Origin of the sequence: Rhizobium oryzihabitans (genome assembly GCF_010669145.1) — a bacterium.
Lineage (GTDB): Bacteria > Pseudomonadota > Alphaproteobacteria > Rhizobiales > Rhizobiaceae > Agrobacterium > Agrobacterium oryzihabitans.
The window spans coordinates 852,391-871,744 of sequence record NZ_CP048632.1 but is presented as its reverse complement, the minus strand read 5'-3'; the positions used below and the strand labels follow the sequence as shown (position 1 = coordinate 871,744).

Sequence of the window (19,354 nt, the reverse complement as noted above, 5' to 3'; positions counted from 1 at the left end):
CCATTTGTGGCTGTCTTGACTGCGCCAGCGATCGGCATGGGCGTGAACATGCCGATATCGCCGCGTGGATTCGCGCAGTCTGGAACATGTGTTCAGATCATGCGGCGCTACTACATCGACAATTGTCGCTCCCCTGCCTGCCCCTTGAAACAACAACCGCGATCTGCTCAATCCCGGCCCATATCCGGCGTCCACCCGCGCGTATATCCCTTTCCCATGATGGCGACAGCAAGGGAAAGCTGTTCCTGCAAATGCTCGATTTCGCCGAGAAGGGCCTCGACAGCCGCCTTCGCATCGCCGTCATGACACTGGATGACATATCCCGCTATGTCATCAGGCTGTATGGGAGTGGACTTTTCAGCGTTGGACATATTGGATGACCTCTCTTTTGTTCACTAAATGTTCTAATTTTAGCGAAGAGTCAACAAGGCAATGTTCCCCGTCTTCCGACGGCGAACGGCTTGGAAATTACGGTTTCAGGAATTTACCCGGTGAAGGCTCTCGATCGCAAATGGAGAGGGAGAGTGGTCGAGGGATGGATTCGGACCCGAGACCCATGCGGCGCAGCGCCGAAGAGGCAAGCGTCAATGAACTGACGGATCTTCACCGTCCAGGAAGCTGCGAATCCCGTCTTTCTCACAGGTGGCTAAAAATTCTTCCCAGGCGTCTTTGTCGGTCGCGAAGGGCTCATCCCAGGTGGTGACATCGTCGTGCTCGCTGATAACCTCGAGCGTCCAGTCTTGCTGTGTGCCAGCCGGCCGGTGGATATCAACAAGGACCGTGATACCGTCGTCTTCAAACTCGCCTGAGAATTCCGAGTGTTCAATTTTCGTTTTTTTGGGCATCTCGGCACACCTCGTTCTCAGGCTTTGAATAAACGCACACCCGAACCGGGTCTTTTAAATTCGCGCATAGCGCTGGCTGCAAGGTCGCTAAAACAAATATAGCCAGCTCTGGGGGAACTGGCTATCTATCTGTTTTTACTGGTCGGAGCGGCGGGATTCGAACCCACGACCCCTTGACCCCCAGTCAAGTGCGCTACCGGGCTGCGCTACGCTCCGAACCTGAAAGCCGTTTATATATAAGCCTGTTAGGGCGCAAGCGGAAAATCGCCTTTTCTCAAAAAAAGGAACAAAGGATGTGGGTCGGCGGGGAAGGGGACTGCACGGCGCCGCTTATTATTGCGTGCCGCGTCAAATGCCTGACACATCATCTTTCCATCATGGCCGGAACCTGCCGTAGTTTTCGGCGTTCAAACCCAGCGGAACTGAAACTCAGGGAGATAAATATGTCTGAACTCGTCGTTGTTGGTTTTGATGGAACGGAAGAGGCCGACCGCGTCCTTCTGAAGCTTGCCAGCCTGAAAAAGGAGTATCTGGTCGATCTGGAAGACGCCGTGGTCGTGGTTCGAGATGAAAACGGCAAGGTGCATCTGAAACAGAGCGTCAATCTGACGGCGCTTGGCGCGAGCTCCGGCTTCCTTTCCGGTGGTCTCTGGGGTGGCCTTGTTGGCCTGCTGTTCCTCAATCCGCTGGCGGGATTTGCGATCGGCGGCGCCATTGGCGCGGGTACGGGCGCGCTTGCGGGTTCGCTGACGGATTTTGGCATCGATGACGATTTCATCAAATCGCTTGGCGAGACCATTCCCAACGGTTCGTCTGCGCTGTTCGTGCTGATCCGCAAGGTACAGCCGGAAAAGGTGCTGGCGGAACTGGAAGGGCTGCGCGGACGCGTCATCAAGACATCGCTTTCGCCAGAGCAGGAAGCGCAACTGCAAAAGGCCCTGTCCGGCGGAACCGAACAGCCCGCCGCCTGAGCGGGCAGAACGAGAAAAACGCTGCGGCATGATCCATGCCGCAGCCATTTCTTGAGGTAATCTGGAAGCGGCTGCTTATAGCGTCAGCGTGCCGTTTTTCGCCTGAGGCCAGGTCAGATAATAATAACGGCTGCCGACGCTGCCAAAAAATGCACTATCCCCGGAAATGCGATCAACATAGGCGCCACCAGAACTCTTGGCATAGGCCGAGCCGTCGCGTTTGAGATGATCTTTCAGAAAGTCGCTCCAGCCCGTGGTGGCGATTTCGGTTGCCGGTTTCGAGGTGGTTTTTTTGTCGGTCTCGACATCCCAGGCTTTGATCTGTGCCCCTTCCGCCGGATCGGAGACGGTTAGCGTTCCCTCTTTAAGCGCTTCGAGCATCGCCTTGGCCTGTGCAGCCTTGTCCGCGTCCTTGGACAGTTCTTCCAGGGTCTCTTTCAGGTTCTTCATGAAATCGGCCTGGGTAATGTCACCGGAAGACACCTGTGTGTCCGTATCGTCGGTTTTCGTATCGTCGCCGGAGGCCTGCCCATATTGCGCCAGAAGCTGCGTCAGCCTGGTATTGGTGGAGGAGGATGATGTGTCGACTCCGTAGGAGGCCAGCAGTGCCGTCCTTGGCGACGAGGAAGAAGAGGTCGCCGCGGAATTGTCTTCCTGCTCCCTGATGGCCTTGAGGGCCAGTTTGGTGGCGGTGAGGCGTGTGGAAAGGTCGATGGAGGAGACCATTTTTCTAACTGTTCCATGATCGGCCCCGATACGCATCATTCGTACCGAACCGGCTCGGCATGGATCCTCGATCCCGCCTTTTCGTCCTCTCTCATAAGAAGACCGGGTGCATTCCGCGCCGTTTCTGGCTTGGATTGCACCCGGTCTAATGGCCGGACTTTGCGCGACGCTTACGTCTTAATTTTCCTGAACGGAAACGCCGTTCGGGCCGATGTTCATCTCGATCCCTTTCGGCTTGCTTTCCTCGTGCCAGACATAGGCTCCAAGGCCGACAAGGACCACCAGAAGTGCGCCGATGATGAGATAGAGATTATTGGTCTGCGTCATAAGATGTCTCCCCGTTTGACAACATAATCGGGGGCTAAACGCATGAAATAGCGCAGGGTTCCGTAACGGTAAGTATTTTAGGAATTGCTTCTGCGACGGCGCAGGCTTTCACGTTTTTCGAGCGCCATGCATCCCCACAATATGCCGAGCAGCAGGAAGAAATGCCGCCAGTGGTCGGTATCGATGACGGCGCCGATCATCACATGACCGACGAAGGTCACCCAGGCAATGATCAGGAATGGCTGCCACGGCCGCTGGCGCAAGAGGTGCCGGAAGCCGGCGGCGATGGTCCAGCAGATCAGCGTGAGATAGATCACGAAGCCGAACCAGCCATGCGTGGTCAGGCTTTTCAGCCAGATATTATGTTCGGCAGCGGGAAAGATATTGTCGAAGACCAGCGGCCCGATCCCAAGCGGATGATCCATCGCCATCAGGAAGCCGAGATAATGGCGGGCAAAACGCCCGAGATGGCCGCCATCATAGGATTGCACCGCCGAGGCGCGACTGGAGAACAGATCCGCCACCTGCTTGAACTGCAGCGCGATGATGACGGCCGCAACCATCAAGGCGACGGCGACAAGAAACAGCACGAGGATTTTCAGACGGAACGCGGCGGTGCGCTCCTTCAGCAGCATGACGAAAACCAGAAGGACCGCCGAAAACAGGAACAGGCCCCACGCCGCGCGCGAAAACGACAGGAAGACGCCGAGCGACAGGATGAGCAGGCCGATAATCCGCCACGGCGCATGCATCGCCTTGCCGGTCAGCAGGCCGTAGATCAGGTAAAGCGACGGTGTCACCAGAAAGGGACCGAAGACGTTGGGGTCCTGAAAAGCGCCCTTGGCGCGATCGTAAAGGGTGAAGACCTCGAAACCGGGAATGGCGTGGAAATATCCGATAATGCCGAGCAGGGAGGTAATCAGCGCGGCTGCGAGCCAGGCCCGGAAAATCAGGAGCAGCCGCTGGTGCTTGTCCTCGATGATCGCCGCATAAAAAACCGAAGTCAGCGCCAGAAAGGTTGATACGGCCAGATAAAGCGGCCCCTCGTCCAGATCGGCCATGGTGGTGAGCGAAAGATAACCGCCGACGTTGAAAGCAAGCAGCATGCACAGAAGCAGCACCACGGTGCGCGAAAGCCGCAGGCCGAGCAGGAACCAGATCGCCACCTGTCCCACCATCATCAGCTCGTATGGCGCCGGCTCCGAGATCACGAAACCGGAAAGAAACACGCCGAAAGCAATGAAGAACGCGCCGACCAGCCGCATGGCGGCAAGTGGCGCGTCGAAGTCCGGTGCGTGCTGGTAGCCGGTGTGGGTCAATAGGCGTTTTCCGATTTGAGCAGGCGTATCGGCGTCAGGAACAGGATCTTGAGATCGAAGAACAGCGACCAGTTCTCGATGTAATAAAGATCGTATTCCGTGCGGAACTTGATCTTGTCGCCATGGTCGATTTCACCGCGCCAACCATTGATCTGCGCCCAGCCGGTAACGCCGGGCTTGACCTTGTGGCGTGCGAAATAATGCTCCACTACTTCGGTATATTTCAGATCGCCCGTCTGGGCATGGACCGCGTGGGGGCGTGGTCCGACCAGAGAAAGGTCGCCGTAAAGCACGTTGAAAAGCTGCGGCAACTCGTCAATCGAGGATTTGCGCAGGAACCGGCCGACCGGTGTGACGCGTGGATCGTTCTTCGTGACGGCCTTCTTCGCCGTCGGATCGCTGAGTTCCGTATACATGGAGCGGAACTTCCAGACATTGATCGTCTCATTGTTGAAGCCGTGACGCTTCTGCTTGAAGAGGACGGGGCCCTTGGACGTCGCCTTGACGGCGATCCCCGCGCCCAGCATCACCGGCCAGAGCAGGGCAATGCCGATAAGGCTGAAAATGATGTCGAACACCCGTTTTGCCACCGAATCCCAGTCGCGTATGGGCTTGTCGAACACATCGAGCATCGGAACGTTGCCGACATGCGAATAGGCGCGCGGGCGGAAGCGCAATTTATTGGCGTGCGCCGCGATGCGGATATCGACCGGCAGCACCCAGAGCTTGCGCAGCAGCTGGAGAATGCGCGCCTCGGCGCTGAGCGGCAGGGCTATGATCAGCATGTCAAGCTTCGTCAGGCGTGCAAATTCGACCAATTCTGCGAAGGTGCCGAGTTTGGGATAACCTGCAACGACTTCGGGGGAACGCTCGCTTTTTCGGTCGTCGAAAATGCCGCAGATGCGGATATCATTGTCCGATTGCTGTTCCAGGGAGCGGATGAGGTCTTTCGCCGTATCGCCGCCGCCAACGATGACGGCGCGGCGCTCCATGACACCGTTGCGCCCCCAGTGGCGAATGGCAAAGCCGAGGATCAGCCGTCCGGTGAAAATCGCAATCGCGCTCGTTGCATACCAGATACCGAAGGCCTGCCACGAATGCAGCGCATCCGGGAAAAGGACGAGAAGGAAACAGGCGACACCGACGAAGGACAGGCAGACGGCGCCCTGAATGCGGGCGAACATTTTAAGCGGCGTGCGCAGCGTTGGAAGCTGGTAGCAATCTCCCGCCTGTAGAAGGAACACGCAGAGCGCTGCCCCCAAAACGCCGCCGCCGAAAACCGCCAGGAAGGTTTCGAGACCCCGATCGGCCGCGATACCGTTGACGATGGCGGCGATGACCACAAGCATCGAAAATTCCAAAAGCCGCAACTGGCCGATCACCATGTTCGGCGAATGGTTGCCGGCGCGCAGCTGGTTGGCAATCTGCCGCGCCAGCGGATTGAGAACGACAGTTTCCGGCGCTGACGGCTCCCCGGCCTCGCGCTCGGAGATTTGCTTGCGCAAAGACGCCAGATCGAATTGCAGTCTGTCCTTGTCAGCCTTGGTCATTGCTTTGGTCCGCACCCTCTAGCGCATCGGCCCGAAAACCGGAATCGGTCTTCGACAGGAACGATGCGCAACTTCAAAGTGGTAGAGCGTCCTCGTGTGACATCCGGAAGGATGCACGCACTCTACGAGCAGGAAACTAGCCGAAACATGCTAAGAAACGTTTATGATGACTTTCTACAGGAAAGCGGAATATACAATTAAAAATCGTGTTTTTGAAACGTTTCTAGAGCGAAAGCAGGTCGCGATAGAGCTTCATCATGTCACTGGCCATCACCGGGGTTGAAAATTTCGCCTTGAAGCTGTCGGGGTGCGGCATCACCCGTTTTGCCCAGTCGTTGTTTTCCGCGTCCTTGACCATGATCTGCGCCAGCGCATCGGCATCTCCGGCCGGAACGAGCGCCTCGCTGTCTTCTCCCAGAACCTCGGCGATGCCGCCGACATGCGAAGCGATGACGGTTTTGCCCGCTGCGAGCGCTTCCAGCACGATATAGGGCATGGCCTCGGCGCGCGAAGGAACCACCACTGTCGGCGCCAGCGCGAAAGCCTGTCTGGCGGGCATGGCGGCATGCATGGAAATGCGTTGGGAGAGCCCGGCCTTTTCGATCATCGCCGCATATTTGTCCCTGTCCGGCCCGTCGCCGACGATCACGCCGGACATGGGCTGGCCGATGCTGCGCTCCATCCTGGCGAATGCCTTGATGAACACGTCCGGCCCCTTGAGATCACGCAGCATGCCGATATAGAGGAAGCGCGCGGCACCCTCGCGGGCGGGTACGGTTTCGAATTCGCTTTCCTGCACGCCGTTATAGATCATCGCCGTGCGGGTGCGCGGCTTGCCCACCTTGGCTTCGTAGGTCGCCTGCTCGAAATTGCAGACGAAACAGAGCGCGTCGGTAAAACGCTCCTGAAACCGCTCGATCCGCAGGAACAACTGTCCCTTCAGGCTCTTGCGGTCATAATGCAGGCTGCCGCCATGCGGCGAATAGAGGCGGGCTACGCGATACCTGTTCGCCCGCAGCAATGAGCCGATCAGCCGGGCCAATGCGCCACCCTTGGCGCTGTGCCCGTGCAGAATGTCCGGCCGCAAACTTTTGATATGGTTATAGGACTTATAGAGCGCCATGAGGTCGCCCGGGCTGATGGACCGCCGGATGGGCATGCGGGTGAGACCCAGCTCCAGCATCGGGGCGATCTGCGCGAAAAGCCGTTCCTCATGGGCGCCGCCGGTGGAGCTGTCGCAGACGATGCCGACCTTGTGGCCCTGTTTGACATGTTCTTCGATCAGGTCGCGCACATGGCGGAAGACACCGCCGACCGGGGAGCGGAAACAGTGAATGATGCGCAGGGGAGGGCCGTCATCCGACATGGGTGCCACTCCGTTTTTCAGAAGAAGCGTTCACGCACATAGACCGTATCGCCCGCCAGCATCGGGGCGGTGATCCCGATCCGACCGGTCAATACCTCGGCGTTGATCTTGCGTGTGATGTCGACATCGGCCTGATTGGCGCGCGGAGTGAAGCCGCCGGCGATGGCGATGGCGTTTTGCACCGTCATGCCCGGCACGTAGGAATATTGGCCGGGACGGCCGACTTCACCCATCACGAAGACGGGACGATAGCGGTCGATTTCGATCGTCACGTCAGGATCGCGCAGATAACCCTGGCGCAATTTGGCGGCGATGGCGGCTTCGAGTTGCGGCAGCGTCTTGCCCCTTGCAGGAACCTGGCCGACGAGGGGAAGGCGACGTAGCCGGCCTGATCTACCGTGTAGGTATTCGTCAGCCCTGTCTGCTCGAACACGTTGATGCGCAGCCTGTCGCCGCTATCGACGTGATAGGGCTGCAACGCGACCTCGTGAAACGCCTTGGGCGCGGGTTGATATGCCGCGCACCCGGAAAGGGCCGTCAGAACGGCAAGCGTCAGTGCGGTGACATGTCGTGATCCGGCGAGCGGCATCTCATCTGGCTCCGAGTCGATCTTTGATCATTCTTATCGTTCTGTTAGGGTTAATGCGCGGTAAACGCCCGGCCCCTGGGATAGTAATATCGGCTTTATTTCGTCGGATTCGTCGGGATTAACCGTTGTGTTACCGGAAACACTTAAACTTCGCGAAAATTGGCCATTTATATTTTGGACGCTAGAGGCTTGCCTCGGTTACGGAGTTCGCATGAACGGCGATCGCATTGACGACAGGGATGTGGATATCGATCTTGCGCGCCTCGTCGCAGCCATATGGCAACGCAAGGGCCGGATCGCGGCCATCACCCTGCTGGCCGGGGGCGCAGCCTTCGTTGTCGCCAGCATGATGTCGCCCGCTTACAAGGGCGAGGCGCGCGTCCTCATCGAATCCCGCACCGCCTCCTTCGGCGCCTCGCAGCAGTCGAACGCGCCGGCTGAACCCGTGCTCGATGAGTTGACCGTTTCCAGCCAAGTGCAGATCCTGCAATCCGTCGATCTCATCAAGCAGGTCGCGAAGGACATGAAGCTTTATGAGCTGGAGGAGTTCGATCCCGATGCACGCCCCTCCCTCGTCTCAGGGCTGCTGGTCGCGATCGGCATCAAGAAGGACCCGTTGCAGGTGCCGCCCGAGGAGCGCATTCTGACGGCCTTCCGCGAGAAGCTGCAGGTCTATCAGGTCGAAAGCTCGCGCGTCATTACCGTCGAATTTTCCTCGCAGGATCCGAAGCTCGCAGCTACCATCCCCAACGAGATGATGAAGGCTTACATTGCGCTGCAAAGCGGCGCGAAGCTGGACACGAGCACCGAGGCGGCGCGCTGGCTGGAGCCGGAGATCGCCAATCTGCGTGAAAAGGTACGGGCTGCGGACAGAAAGGTCGCGGATTATCGCGCCTCATCCGATATTCTTTCCGCCGGGCAGGGCGAAACGCTCGCCACCCGGCAGCTCAGCGATATCTCGACCGAACTTGGCCGTATCCGGGGTGAAAGGGCAAATGCGGAGGCGCGGGCGGAGAGCGTGCGCAACGCACTTTCCAGCGGCCGCCCGCTCGATACCTTTCCCGATGTCGTCGGCTCGCCGACGATCCAGCGATTGAAGGAAAACGAGACGGGTATCCGCAGCCAGATTTCCGATCTTTCGTCCTCGCTGCTGGAAGGCCATCCGCGCCTCAGGGCGCTGCGCAACCAGCTTGACGGCATACAGGCGCAAATTCAGGAAGAGACACGCAAGGTGCTCGCGAGCCTCGAAAACGAGGCCAATGTGTCGCGCCTGCGGGAACGGCAATTGGTTCAGCAATTGAACGTGCTGAAGACGGAGAGCGTGCGCGCCGGCGAACAGCAGGTTGGTCTCAACGATCTGGAACGCGAGGCCTCGGCCCAGCGCCAGCTTCTGGAAACCTATCTTGCCCGTTACCGCGAAGCGACGTCGCGTGCCGGTTCCGTGGATTCCACGCCCGCCGATGCACGTGTGATCTCGGCGGCGGTAGAACCGCGCGAACCCTATTTCCCGAAGACCGGCGCCATCACCATTGTCGTCACGCTGGCAGCGTTCCTTCTCTCCTGCATCGTCGTCATGCTGGTGGAACTGTTCACCGGGCGGGCCTTGAAGCCGGTCGGCAAAAACCATGTGCCGCCATTGTCCGATCCGCCTTCGCCCACGCGCGCGCCTGCCGCAAAGGATGAGGCTACGGATGTGCCGGAACAGCCTCTGCCAATACCAACACATCACGAGGATGCGCCGCCCGCTGTCCGGGCCATGCCCGCCGCGGCTTTCCAGCCCGTCGTAGAAGAGGAGCGGCCGATACCGGTCGCAGCTGTAGCTGCCCCACCGGCCTTGGCTGCACGGGAACTGGCCGCACAGGAACTGGCCTCCGTGACAGAGGATACGGCGGAACAGGAGACCGATACCGAAGGTGACTTCTCGATCAATGCCGTCGCGGCTTTCCTTGCCACGCGGCTTGCCAAACCCGTCGCCGCCGTCGTGTCGCCGGCCGGTGATAGCGGTTCCACCACGACCGTCATGCTGGCACGCGCTTTGTCTGAAACGGGCCGGTCGGTCGTCCTCGTCGACATGACGGCATCGGCCTGTCCGACGCGTCTGATGGCGCCTGATGCCGGGTTGCCTGGTGTCATGGACCTTCTGGCGGGTGCTGCCGCCTTTGGTGAAACCATTCACGGTGACCGGCTTTCCGACGCCCATATCGTGCCGCGCGGCAATGCGCAGCCACGCGAAGCCATGCGCGCGATCGACCGTCTGACAATGATCCTCAGCGCCCTGTCCGATGCCTATGATACGGTTCTTGTCGAATGCGGTGCGGTGCAGATATCGAGCCTTGAGAAGATGCTGCGCAATCTGCCGGCGGAAATCATCGTTTCCGTTCCCGGCAAGGACAGCGAAATGCTGGAAAAGACTTTGAGCGAACTGGTGGCCCACGGCTACGAACACGCATTGCCGATGACTGGCCTGCACAGGACCGACCGCCTGAGCGCTGCCTGAGACAGGCAGCAGAAGATACTCAATCGGCGGCGGGTGGCGTGTCCATCCGTGGTCGCCCGGCGCGGAAACGCTGGATGAACGCATAAAGCGACGGATTGGATTTGATCAGGGTCTTCGTTCTCGCAATCGCCACATAAGCGGAGGCGGCCGCACGGCCCTTTAGTGTCACCGGCAGGAATATGTCATGCTGAACGGTTGCCAGCGGACACCAGCTGCGTTTGTAAGGCTGGTCGCCGACCCCGAAATCGAACAGCGCGGCTTTTTCCCTGCACGCCTTTTCGATCATCAGCCAGAACAGTAATTCGCCGGGGCTGATGTCCGAAACCGCCTCATCGATCGAGCCGAACTGGCAGATGATGTGATCCTGCTTGCGCGAAAGGCCCGCTATGGCGGCGATCACGCCTTCATTGTCGCCATGCAGACGAATGGCGTGCAGTTCCAGAAGGCTGTCCGTGCCCGTTTCCGGAAAATTGGCCAGATCGTAGAAAAAATTCTTCACCGATTGATCGCGAAAGGCATCCGGAATGCCCTGAGAGGCGAAACGGGCGGCCTTCTGGCGGAAGAACGCCTGCAGCAATTCGCATTTTTCCTGGGGCGAACGGGCGATCACATGGCTATGACCGCCCATTTCCTCGGCCCGTCGGCTCTGGATACGGAATTTCTTTCGCCGCCTCTTGGCATTGACCTGCCGCAGGGTGTTTTCGAAACTGTCGAGCAGGGGAAGCTGAAAGGCGGGGTTCTGGTTTTCAACCGAAGCCAGATGCGAGAGCGGGTTGGCCCTGCCGCGCCAGATCAGCGGTATGTTCTGCAGGGCGAGAATATCCGCGCGGCCATGCAGCAGTTTTCGAGCCTCGCGGGCAATGGCCGCCGCCGTCTTATGCCCGGCCTCTTCGGCGAAGGTCGGGTCGAAAAGCCCGGTATTGATATTGTTGAAACGTCCACCGGGGAAGTGCGCCTTGCGGATGCCGCCTTCCTGAACGATTTCCAGCGGCAGCAGAAACACCGTCTTTCCATCCTGCCTGCCGCGAATGATGACAAGGGGGCTGTTCTGCGTTTGCGCCCAGATGGAGCACCAGCCAAAACCCTGATGCAACGAATTGAGCGGATCGCGCTCCAGTTGCTCCCAGTCGGAGCGGATGGTCGAGGCGTCTTCAACGAGATCTATGGTCAGACGGTCGGCGCCACGCCGCTCGCCTTGCATGGCTGCAGGTTTCTTGTCCTCGCTCGTTGTGACCGGCCCCACAGCCGCCATCCACTCTCTCCGGTTGTTTCGATCGCACTATAGCGTTGAGCGGCAAACAATCGGTTTATAAAATTGCGACCTCTGGATGTCCCATGGAAAGAGGGCGGCTACCCCCGTTTTTTTGATCCGGCCATCCATTTGATGACGAGCATGGCGGGCAATATCCACAAAAGACCGCTCAGGACAAAATAGATGAGATGCACCCACCAGGGCGATTGCGCCAGCGTTGCCGATGCGATGGCCGTCGCCGCCACGGCGTAAACGACGACGAGGCAGATGATGACGATGGTGCCGATAAGCGATCTGAGGCGAGGGTGCATGAAGTCTTCCGTCATTGAGTATCTGCGCCGGACTATACCGCCGCGACCGGATGCCGCAAACCCTCAGCCCTTGTTTTGTGGTGCCGGTTGGGGCTAATCAACATGACTGTATGATGGAGACCCGAAAGATGCGTTCGAGCGGCATGACGATGACAGATGGTTCTGCGGAATTGGTGGTGGAGGCTGCCCTGCAGAAGCAGGAGAAGGATCGCCGCCTGCTGCGCATCTGGCTGCGCGTCGTCCTCTTCACGCTTTTTTGTCTGGTCCTCGTCGGCGGCGCCACGCGGCTCACCGAATCCGGCCTGTCTATTACCGAATGGAAGCCGATCCACGGCGCCATTCCACCGCTTTCCGTGGCCGAATGGGAAGAGGAATTCCAGCTCTACAAGCGCATTCCCCAATATCAGGAAATCAACAGGGGCATGTCGCTTGATGAGTTCAAGACGATCTTCTGGTGGGAATGGGCGCATCGCCTGCTTGCCCGCGCCATCGGCCTCATCTTCGCTTTGCCGCTCGCCTTCTTCTGGCTCACCGGCCGTATCGAAAAGCGCCTGCGCCTGCCGCTGGTCGGCCTTCTGGCGCTTGGCGGTTTTCAGGGCTTCATCGGCTGGTGGATGGTGTCTTCCGGCCTCGTCAACCGCACGGATGTCTCGCAATATCGTCTCGCCACGCACCTGACCATCGCCTGCCTCATCTTTGCGGGCTGCATGTGGATATTGCGCGGTCTGTCGCATCATTCGCCGGAGGCGGCTGATGAAAGGACGGGCAGGGGCTTTGCCGCACTGTTGACCTTCCTCTGTCTGTTCCAGATTTATCTTGGCGCGCTGGTGGCGGGGCTGAATGCCGGCCTTTCCTACAATACCTGGCCGCTGATGGATGGGTCGCTGGTGCCGGGTGACCTCTTCCTGCAGCAACCCTGGTGGATCAACCTCTTCGAAAACCCGAAGACGGTGCAGTTCGTCCACCGTCTCGGCGCCTATACGCTGTTTGCCGCCACGCTATGGCATATGGTGTCCATCGCCCGCGCCTTGCCCGGCACGCCGCATGCCCGCCGCTCCGTGCTGTTCTTCGTGCTCGTCTCCATTCAGGCAGCACTCGGCATCACCACGCTGCTGATGCATGTGGATATCCATGTCGCGCTCGCCCATCAGGGCATGGCGCTGATCGTGCTTGGTTTTGCGGTGGCACACTGGCGCGGTTTCATCGGGGAATACCCGGCACCGGTCGCCGTCGAAGTCAGGGACTGACGACGTTTAAAGCTGCCTGAGCACACTCTTGGTGGTTGCGACAACGGCAAGTTCATTGTCGCGCTCTTCCACATTGCCGTCCTCGTCATGCCAGGCTGCCGAAAGGCAGCCATAGGCAAAGGCATATTGCAGAAGAACCCGCTCGTCCCGCTTGAGCGCCTTCGCAAAAATCGACGCCATGGAGGCGATGCGCGCTTCGCTGCGTGTCAGATCGAAGCGATCAAGCGGATTGGAGAACATGTTGGCGACGTCGAGTGCCGCATCGCCGATCAGGCCCGCCGGGTCGATGATGATCCAGCCCCGCGCACTGCGCATGATGTTTTCGTGATGCAGATCGCCATGCAGAGGACGGACATCGCTTTGGCGGCCGATAAGCTCCTCGGCAAGCGAAGCGGCCTCCATATAGGGGCTCTCGATACCGTCGGTGCGGTCCTGTTCGGCTTTGCGGAACAGGCTTTTGAAATATTGCGGCAGCGTCAGCAGGCTTGACGGTGGCGGCTGTGTTGAAGGCTGGTGATAGTGCAGGAGAACATCGGCGGCGATTTCCGTTGTGGCATCGTCGTTGCCGTCGCGGAACAATACGTCGCGCAGCGTCTCCGATCCGGCATGTTCCATGAGAATGATGTCGTCGGAGCGGTCGAGCAGCTTCACGCAGCCGACACCCGCTCGCCATTCGATGAAATCCGCGCCGCGCAGGCTGTCTGTCAGAACCTTGTCTTTCAGCGCCTTGGCAACGGCGAGGGAGCCATCGCCAAGCGTCACCTCGTAAACCATCCCGGCCGGCGTGTCGGCAATCTGTTTTGCGGCCTCGATATTCCACGAGGCCGGAAAAGAGGGGAGTCGCTGGTTCATGCAGACAGCATCAATTCCATGTTCTGGACGGCCGCACCGGATGCACCCTTGCCGAGATTGTCGAGCAGCGCCACGAGGTTGATGTGCTCGCCGCCCGGCGTGCCGAAGACGAAGAGTTTCATCGTGTCCTTACCGGCCAGTTCCTCGGCATCGATCCGGGAAAGACCCTTGCTCTCCGCAAGCGGAACGACGCTGACGATGTCCTGCCCGGCATAGTGCGCGGTGAGGGCGGCATGCACGGTCTCGATGGTCGTGCCTTCCTTGAGGTCGGCGGCAAACAGCGGAACCTGTACGATCATGCCCTGCGGGAAACGCCCGACGGAGGGCGCAAACAGCGGGGCACGGTCGAGCTGGCCGTGAATGGTCATTTCCGGCACGTGCTTGTGGGTAAGCGTCAGGCCATAGAGGAAGTTGTTAGCGCTGATCGCGTCGTCCCGGCTCTGGTCTTCCATCTGCGCAATCATCTGTTTGCCGCCGCCGGTGTAACCGGAGACCGCATTGACGCTGACGGGATAACCGTCCGGCAGGATGCCGCCAGCGCGCAGCGGACGTAGAAGGCCGATGGCACCGGTCGGATAGCAGCCCGGATTGGCGACGAAACGGGCGGAACGGACCTTCTCGCCCTGTTCCTTGTCCATTTCGGCAAAACCGTAAGCCCAGTCCTTGTGAACGCGATAGGCGGTCGAGGTGTCGATGATGCGGACATTGTTGTTGCCGGCCACCATCGAGACGGCTTCCCGTGAGGCATCATCCGGCAGGCAGAGGATCGAAATGTCGGCGTTGTTGAGCATATCCTCGCGCATCGCCGCATTGCGGCGCTCAGCTTCGGGAATGGACAGCAGCTCGATATCGCGGCGATCAGCAAGGCGCGTGCGGATCTGCAGACCCGTTGTGCCGTGTTCGCCATCGATGAAGATCTTCGCTGTCATGTCCTTGTCCTGACTTTTCAAAGGGTTGCGAGGGTAATCGGAATCAGTTCTGTAAGTGCCGTTTTCTGTGTCAGCCAGCCTTCGCCAGCCGCTCGGCACGCAGGCCAAGCATATACATCGCAACGGTGGCTCCGGCAATGGCAGTAATATCCGCATGGTCGTAAGCGGGCGCGACTTCCACCACATCGGAACCGCGAATATCGAGCTGACCGAGCCTGCGCAGAACGGACAATATCTTGGCGCTGGTCGGTCCGCCCGCGACAGGCGTGCCGGTTCCCGGTGCGAAGGCTGGATCGAGGCAATCGATATCGAAGGTGAGATAGGCTGGCATGCCCGCCGTGTGCTTGACGATCAGCGAGGCGATGTCGCTTGCCCGCATCTCCTCCACCTCGTAACCGTGGAGAATGCGGATGCCGAAATCCTCCGGCGCATGGGTGCGGATGCCGATCTGGATCGAGCGGTCGGCATCGATCAGGCCGTCGCGCACGGCGCGTGCCACGAAGGAACCGTGGTCGATACGCTTGCCATCGTCAAACCAGGTGTCCTGATGGGCATCGAACTGCACCAGCGCCATTGGGCCGTGCTTTGCCACATGCGCCTTCAGAAGCGGCCAGGTGATGAAATGGTCGCCGCCGAGCGTCAGCAGATAATCCGTCTTGGAGATGATCCGGCGCGCTTCCTTTTCGATCGTGTCGGGCGTTTTCCAGTGATTGCCGTAGTCGAGCAGGCAATCGCCGTAATCAATGGTCGGCATATGGGCGAAGAGATCGCGCGCGAAGGGATATTGCGGATCATTGTCGAAAATTGCCGAAGCCCGGCGGATCGCCTGTGGCCCGAAGCGCGCACCCGGCCGGTTGGAGGTCGCCGCATCGAAAGGAATGCCCCAGACGGCCGTCGATACGCCCTTGAGGTTCTTGGTATATTTGCGCCGCATGAAGGAAAGGACGCCCGCATGGGTCGGGTCGGTGGCAGCCGATGTCAGCGCTGCGGCGGTAAAGGCATGGTCGATGGTTTTGGACGGCATTGATCACCCCATTGCGATTTGCGCCGAGGTTGCTGTCTTCCTGCTGAAAAAACAAGGGAGGAGACAATGAAAAAAGGCGGAGCCGAAGCCCCGCCTTTCGAAGTTCTGAACGAACAGTTCGGATAAGCGATTAACGCTTGGAGAACTGGAACGAACGGCGGGCCTTGGCCTTACCGTACTTCTTACGCTCGACAACGCGGCTGTCGCGGGTCAGGAAGCCTCCCTTCTTCAGAACGGAGCGCAGGCCCGGTTCGAAGTAGGTGAGAGCCTTGGAAACACCGTGACGAACTGCACCGGCCTGGCCGGAAAGACCGCCGCCTGCAACCGTCGCAATGATGTCGAACTGACCGGAGCGGGCAGCTGCGACCAGCGGCTGCTGGAGGATCATCTGCAGAACCGGACGTGCGAAATACGTGGTGAAATCGCGGCCGTTGATGATGATCTTGCCAGAACCGGCCTTCACCCATACGCGGGCTACGGCGTTCTTGCGCTTGCCGGTCGCGTAGGAGCGGCCGAGGGTATCAACCTTGCGGACGTGCACGGGAGCCGAAGCTTCCGATGCCGGGGCGAGGTCTTTCAGAGAGGAAAGATCGGCCATTATCAGGCGCTCCTTACGTTCTTCTTGTTAAGCGCGGCCACGTCGAGAACGGTGGGCTGCTGTGCTTCGTGCGGATGGTTCGAGCCGGCGTAAACGCGCAGGTTCTTCATCTGGCGACGGCCGAGCGGGCCGCGCGGGATCATGCGCTCGATGGCCTTTTCAACGACGCGCTCCGGGAAGCGGCCTTCGATGATCTGGCGAGCCGTACGCTCCTTGATGCCACCCGGGTGACCGGTGTGCCAGTAGTACTTCTTGTCGGAGTACTTGTTGCCGGTGAAGGCAATCTTTTCCGCGTTGATGACGATGACGTTGTCGCCATCATCGACGTGGGGGTGTAGGTGGCCTTGTGCTTGCCGCGCAGGCGGGTTGCAACGATGGTGGCGAGGCGACCAACAACGAGGCCTTCGGCGTCGATGATGACCCACTTCTTCTCCACCTCAGCAGGCTTCTGAACGAAAGTAGACATGGATTTCACTTTCTAACGTGGACCCGTCATCCTCTTTTAAATAAGAGCATACGGGCGTTTCTTGTTGCTTGGTTTGGTCACCCGAAGGCGACCGCAAATGACCATATTCCTTCTGGAATCCGATCTGGCGCGCTTATACGGTGTGCTGGATGAAGCGTCAATATCGCGGACTTGGACGACGGTAAAAATAAACCAATAAAAACAATCGGTTATTTGTGTGGTATTATTTTACCCCACCTGCATGGTCGATTTTATCCCAGCCGCATGACCAGAACACCTGCCGCGATGATGCCGCCGGCAAGATAACGCCAGATGCTGGCGCGTTCTTTCAGGATCACGACGGAGATAACCAGCGCAAACAGAATGGAGGTTTCGCGAAGGGCCGCAACGACGGCGACGGGGGCCTTGGTCATGGCGTAGAGCGCCAGCCCATAGGAGAGAATGGAGCCGCCACCGCCGATCAGACCGCGCCACCAGTTGCGCCGGACATGCGCCGCGACGGCACTTGCTCCACGCTGGTAAAAAGCAAAACCGAACAGCAGCACGGGCGGTAGAAGCGACATCCACAGCGTATAGGAAATCGCATTGCCGGAAAGCCGTGCACCGACACCATCGACGAAGGTGTAGGAGGCGATCACGAAGGCATTGATGAGCGCAAGGATGATCGCCTTGCCGCCGCCGCGCCGCGCCTCGAAGGCGAGCGTCAATATGCCGCCGGATATGATGGCGATGCCGGCAAGCGCAAGCGGGCTCAGAACCTCGCTCAGGAAAAGACTGCTTGTCGCCGCAACGATGAGCGGCGCCACCCCGCGCATGACGGGATAAACGAGGCCGATATCGCCGATCGTATAGGCAGCCGCAACAAGCCGGAAATAGGCAAACTGTAAAAAGGCCGAGGCGATCAGAAAGGGAATGGCCGCTGGCGCGGGAAACGGCAGAAAAGGCAGAAACGGCAAAGAGCAGGCTGCAGCCCCCGCGGCAATCAGCGAGGCATCGAGCGATTTGTCGGAACCGGATTTGACCAGTGCATTCCAGCCGGCATGCAGTATCGCGCCCAGGAGCACCAGAAAAAGAATATCAATTGTCACAATAGAGACTCGCTCGCGGGCTATTCTGGGCAACCTACAGCATCAGCTTAAAAACCGGAATCCATTTTCGATGAAGGTGATGCGCAATGCTGATCGTCTGAAAGTGGGCGCAGGGAGCCGCCGGATTGCTCTTTGCAGGCTGCGGCCATTTTACGGATTGCGACACGCGTCAAGTTTCGGATTTGTGCATGTTGCGAGGCAGGGCGGGTGGCTTTTGCGTCACACGATGTCTGGCCCTGCTCATGAATTCATCCCCAAAACAGCCGCACCGGCGTCGGATGCACGGCTCGCCGCTCTATGGCGGAGCGTTTTTTCCTCAAAAGATGGTCTTTTTTGCCGCCTCTTCAGGCTGAAATTCGCATTGGTTTCCGGCCCAAGGGTGTATCAATTGAATGCCGGTATTGATGTCCAAACTGAAAAGGAATTTCATGAACTTACTGAATGGTTGACTGCAACGTTTCAGATTTGGATATCGATAGATTTGCAGAATAACTTTCTGAAAATTAGATTTGCCTAATTCATCGGTGAACGGAATGAAAACAAACAGGACACGAAGTGCGCATTAAATGCACGCAAATGTTGTTATCGCAAGCATTCCTTCCGATACGCGCCATTTTGAAAACTGGATTGAAATACTCAATACAACTGCAGTTGGCGCATTTTTGTGAAATCATTTTGCGTGAAAAAAATCTGCCGTTTCAGGCGGGGAACATCGGCGTGGTCATGATTTTCAGACGGGCAGGGGTTCAAGAGAGCGACAGCGCTTCCTAGATGTGAATGACCGCCGCAGGGAACACCGCCAGTATTGCTCATGCGGGAAACGCGACGCTTCCTGTGGCTCTCCAACCTGAAGTGCGGGCTGGGGGCCTGAAATCACCCGATGTGCCAGAGGGATAAGTTGACATGCAGCATGATACTTACGAGCCGGATTACATCAGAAAAATCCTGACGGATGTCAGCACCATCGCTTTGCTTGGCGCTTCGCCAAACCCGGACCGCCCGAGCCATGGCGTGATGCGCTTTCTCCTCTCCAAGGGTTACCGCGTTTTCCCGGTCAATCCCGGTCAGGCGGGCAAGGAGATATTGGGGCAGAAGGTCCATGCCCGGCTTGCCGATATTCCCGAACCGGTGGATATGGTCGATGTTTTCCGCGCACCGGAATATCTGTCTGCAATCGTCGAGGAGGCGATATTGCTGCCGCAGCGCCCGAAGGTGATCTGGGGCCAGCTTTCCGTGCGAGACGACAATGCCGCGGCCAAGGCCGAAGCCTACGGCATAGACGTGGTGATGGACCGTTGCCCCGCAATTGAGTATCCGCGTCTCAATATTATGCGATAGTTGGTACACATTGGACTTATCATTTGGCGGCAAGGCATTATGATCCCTCCAAAATTTCA

The 19,354-nt window shown here is 58.8% G+C and carries 19 protein-coding genes, 1 tRNA gene and 2 pseudogenes; 5 read left to right on the top strand and 17 right to left on the bottom strand.

Translation table 11 applies throughout. The features are described from left to right. Nucleotides 1-167 precede the first annotated feature (167 nt). The 3 genes from G3A56_RS04725 to G3A56_RS04715 form a co-directional block, all read right to left on the bottom strand. The gene (locus G3A56_RS04725) at nucleotides 168-371 is read right to left on the bottom strand and encodes a hypothetical protein (RefSeq protein ID WP_003496539.1); all 204 of its coding nucleotides are present in this window, start codon (nucleotides 369-371) and stop codon (nucleotides 168-170) included. A 213-nt stretch (nucleotides 372-584) separates the two neighbouring features. Continuing rightward, nucleotides 585-845, bottom strand: coding sequence for a hypothetical protein (locus tag G3A56_RS04720; RefSeq protein ID WP_003496538.1), 261 nt, complete (start codon nucleotides 843-845; stop codon nucleotides 585-587). 139 nt (nucleotides 846-984) lie between these two features. Then, a tRNA-Pro gene (locus tag G3A56_RS04715) sits at nucleotides 985-1,061 on the bottom strand. 227 nt (nucleotides 1,062-1,288) lie between these two features. Here G3A56_RS04715 and G3A56_RS04710 point away from each other — a divergent pair. Continuing rightward, the gene (locus tag G3A56_RS04710; protein ID WP_003496536.1) at nucleotides 1,289-1,816 is read left to right on the top strand and encodes a DUF1269 domain-containing protein; all 528 of its coding nucleotides are present in this window, start codon (nucleotides 1,289-1,291) and stop codon (nucleotides 1,814-1,816) included. A 75-nt stretch (nucleotides 1,817-1,891) separates the two neighbouring features. On the opposite strand, the gene G3A56_RS04705 is transcribed toward G3A56_RS04710, so the two are convergent. The 6 genes and pseudogenes from G3A56_RS04705 to uppC all read right to left on the bottom strand — a co-directional run bounded on the left by G3A56_RS04705 (nucleotide 1,892) and on the right by uppC (nucleotide 7,693). Continuing rightward, nucleotides 1,892-2,542, bottom strand: coding sequence for a hypothetical protein (locus G3A56_RS04705; protein ID WP_164056611.1), 651 nt, complete (start codon nucleotides 2,540-2,542; stop codon nucleotides 1,892-1,894). Nucleotides 2,543-2,719: 177 nt separating this feature from the next. Then, nucleotides 2,720-2,869 carry a hypothetical protein gene (locus G3A56_RS28395; protein WP_003496532.1) on the bottom strand — a complete coding sequence of 50 codons (150 nt, stop codon included), beginning with the start codon at nucleotides 2,867-2,869 and terminating at the stop codon, nucleotides 2,720-2,722. Between the two features lie 77 nt (nucleotides 2,870-2,946). Continuing rightward, nucleotides 2,947-4,188 carry a polysaccharide biosynthesis O-antigen ligase family protein UppF gene (gene uppF / locus G3A56_RS04700; RefSeq protein ID WP_082184128.1) on the bottom strand — a complete coding sequence of 414 codons (1,242 nt, stop codon included), beginning with the start codon at nucleotides 4,186-4,188 and terminating at the stop codon, nucleotides 2,947-2,949. Then, complete coding sequence (gene uppE / locus G3A56_RS04695; RefSeq protein ID WP_003496528.1) at nucleotides 4,185-5,738, bottom strand: polysaccharide biosynthesis glycosyltransferase UppE; 1,554 nt, start codon at nucleotides 5,736-5,738, stop codon at nucleotides 4,185-4,187. The genes uppF and uppE overlap by 4 nt, the downstream gene beginning before the upstream one ends. A gap of 223 nt (nucleotides 5,739-5,961) precedes the next feature. Beyond that, nucleotides 5,962-7,104, bottom strand: coding sequence for a polysaccharide biosynthesis type 4 glycosyltransferase UppD (uppD, locus tag G3A56_RS04690; protein ID WP_082184129.1), 1,143 nt, complete (start codon nucleotides 7,102-7,104; stop codon nucleotides 5,962-5,964). Nucleotides 7,105-7,121: 17 nt separating this feature from the next. Further along, nucleotides 7,122-7,693, bottom strand: a pseudogene (gene uppC / locus G3A56_RS04685) (polysaccharide export protein UppC). Nucleotides 7,694-7,904: 211 nt separating this feature from the next. On the opposite strand from uppC, the gene uppB reads away from it, so the two are divergent. Beyond that, on the top strand, nucleotides 7,905-10,190 hold the full coding sequence (uppB, locus tag G3A56_RS04680) for a polysaccharide biosynthesis protein UppB (RefSeq protein WP_164056189.1): 2,286 nt from the start codon (nucleotides 7,905-7,907) through the stop codon (nucleotides 10,188-10,190). A gap of 19 nt (nucleotides 10,191-10,209) precedes the next feature. On the opposite strand, the gene uppA is transcribed toward uppB, so the two are convergent. Both uppA and G3A56_RS04670 read right to left on the bottom strand, forming a co-directional pair. Beyond that, nucleotides 10,210-11,442, bottom strand: coding sequence for a polysaccharide biosynthesis GNAT family N-acetyltransferase UppA (gene uppA / locus G3A56_RS04675; protein ID WP_082184132.1), 1,233 nt, complete (start codon nucleotides 11,440-11,442; stop codon nucleotides 10,210-10,212). A gap of 98 nt (nucleotides 11,443-11,540) precedes the next feature. Then, nucleotides 11,541-11,753: a DUF2842 domain-containing protein gene (locus tag G3A56_RS04670; RefSeq protein WP_035218889.1), complete on the bottom strand. Its 213-nt coding sequence runs from the start codon at nucleotides 11,751-11,753 to the stop codon at nucleotides 11,541-11,543. A gap of 128 nt (nucleotides 11,754-11,881) precedes the next feature. Between G3A56_RS04670 and G3A56_RS04665 the strand changes: the two genes are divergently transcribed. Beyond that, entirely contained in the window at nucleotides 11,882-13,000 is a 1,119-nt protein-coding gene (locus G3A56_RS04665; protein ID WP_082184133.1) for a COX15/CtaA family protein, read from the top strand. A 6-nt stretch (nucleotides 13,001-13,006) separates the two neighbouring features. Here G3A56_RS04665 and G3A56_RS04660 read toward each other — a convergent pair whose 3' ends face one another. The 6 genes and pseudogenes from G3A56_RS04660 to G3A56_RS04635 form a co-directional block, all read right to left on the bottom strand. After that, nucleotides 13,007-13,852 (bottom strand): aminoglycoside phosphotransferase family protein, encoded by an 846-nt coding sequence (locus G3A56_RS04660; RefSeq protein WP_164056188.1) that lies wholly within the window; start codon nucleotides 13,850-13,852, stop codon nucleotides 13,007-13,009. Then, nucleotides 13,849-14,781, bottom strand: coding sequence for an N-acetyl-gamma-glutamyl-phosphate reductase (argC, locus tag G3A56_RS04655; RefSeq protein ID WP_082184135.1), 933 nt, complete (start codon nucleotides 14,779-14,781; stop codon nucleotides 13,849-13,851). Before argC ends, G3A56_RS04660 begins: the two co-directional genes overlap by 4 nt. A 70-nt stretch (nucleotides 14,782-14,851) precedes the next feature. Then, nucleotides 14,852-15,805 carry an agmatinase gene (gene speB, locus G3A56_RS04650; RefSeq protein ID WP_082184136.1) on the bottom strand — a complete coding sequence of 318 codons (954 nt, stop codon included), beginning with the start codon at nucleotides 15,803-15,805 and terminating at the stop codon, nucleotides 14,852-14,854. Between the two features lie 130 nt (nucleotides 15,806-15,935). Then, nucleotides 15,936-16,403, bottom strand: coding sequence for a 30S ribosomal protein S9 (gene rpsI, locus G3A56_RS04645; RefSeq protein ID WP_003496509.1), 468 nt, complete (start codon nucleotides 16,401-16,403; stop codon nucleotides 15,936-15,938). Between the two features lie 2 nt (nucleotides 16,404-16,405). After that, nucleotides 16,406-16,869, bottom strand: a pseudogene (gene rplM, locus G3A56_RS04640) (50S ribosomal protein L13). Between the two features lie 251 nt (nucleotides 16,870-17,120). Then, complete coding sequence (locus G3A56_RS04635; protein ID WP_082184137.1) at nucleotides 17,121-17,957, bottom strand: EamA family transporter; 837 nt, start codon at nucleotides 17,955-17,957, stop codon at nucleotides 17,121-17,123. Between the two features lie 70 nt (nucleotides 17,958-18,027). Between G3A56_RS04635 and G3A56_RS04630 the strand changes: the two genes are divergently transcribed. Both G3A56_RS04630 and G3A56_RS04625 read left to right on the top strand, forming a co-directional pair. Next, nucleotides 18,028-18,474: a hypothetical protein gene (locus tag G3A56_RS04630; RefSeq protein WP_137067533.1), complete on the top strand. Its 447-nt coding sequence runs from the start codon at nucleotides 18,028-18,030 to the stop codon at nucleotides 18,472-18,474. A gap of 386 nt (nucleotides 18,475-18,860) precedes the next feature. Further along, the gene (locus tag G3A56_RS04625) at nucleotides 18,861-19,295 is read left to right on the top strand and encodes a CoA-binding protein (protein WP_082184138.1); all 435 of its coding nucleotides are present in this window, start codon (nucleotides 18,861-18,863) and stop codon (nucleotides 19,293-19,295) included. The last annotated feature ends 59 nt before the right edge of the window (nucleotides 19,296-19,354 follow it).

Coding starts and splice junctions, on each gene's coding strand:
- G3A56_RS04725 (WP_003496539.1), bottom strand. CDS start 371: ATGTCCAACGCTGAAAAGTCCACTCCCATACAGCCTGATGACATAGCG.
- G3A56_RS04720 (WP_003496538.1), bottom strand. CDS start 845: ATGCCCAAAAAAACGAAAATTGAACACTCGGAATTCTCAGGCGAGTTT.
- G3A56_RS04710 (WP_003496536.1), top strand. CDS start 1,289: ATGTCTGAACTCGTCGTTGTTGGTTTTGATGGAACGGAAGAGGCCGAC.
- G3A56_RS04705 (WP_164056611.1), bottom strand. CDS start 2,542: ATGGTCTCCTCCATCGACCTTTCCACACGCCTCACCGCCACCAAACTG.
- G3A56_RS28395 (WP_003496532.1), bottom strand. CDS start 2,869: ATGACGCAGACCAATAATCTCTATCTCATCATCGGCGCACTTCTGGTG.
- uppE (WP_003496528.1), bottom strand. CDS start 5,738: ATGACCAAGGCTGACAAGGACAGACTGCAATTCGATCTGGCGTCTTTG.
- uppD (WP_082184129.1), bottom strand. CDS start 7,104: ATGTCGGATGACGGCCCTCCCCTGCGCATCATTCACTGTTTCCGCTCC.
- uppB (WP_164056189.1), top strand. CDS start 7,905: ATGAACGGCGATCGCATTGACGACAGGGATGTGGATATCGATCTTGCG.
- uppA (WP_082184132.1), bottom strand. CDS start 11,442: ATGGCGGCTGTGGGGCCGGTCACAACGAGCGAGGACAAGAAACCTGCA.
- G3A56_RS04670 (WP_035218889.1), bottom strand. CDS start 11,753: ATGCACCCTCGCCTCAGATCGCTTATCGGCACCATCGTCATCATCTGC.
- G3A56_RS04665 (WP_082184133.1), top strand. CDS start 11,882: ATGCGTTCGAGCGGCATGACGATGACAGATGGTTCTGCGGAATTGGTG.
- G3A56_RS04660 (WP_164056188.1), bottom strand. CDS start 13,852: ATGAACCAGCGACTCCCCTCTTTTCCGGCCTCGTGGAATATCGAGGCC.
- argC (WP_082184135.1), bottom strand. CDS start 14,781: ATGACAGCGAAGATCTTCATCGATGGCGAACACGGCACAACGGGTCTG.
- speB (WP_082184136.1), bottom strand. CDS start 15,805: ATGCCGTCCAAAACCATCGACCATGCCTTTACCGCCGCAGCGCTGACA.
- rpsI (WP_003496509.1), bottom strand. CDS start 16,403: ATGGCCGATCTTTCCTCTCTGAAAGACCTCGCCCCGGCATCGGAAGCT.
- G3A56_RS04630 (WP_137067533.1), top strand. CDS start 18,028: ATGAAGGTGATGCGCAATGCTGATCGTCTGAAAGTGGGCGCAGGGAGC.
- G3A56_RS04625 (WP_082184138.1), top strand. CDS start 18,861: ATGCAGCATGATACTTACGAGCCGGATTACATCAGAAAAATCCTGACG.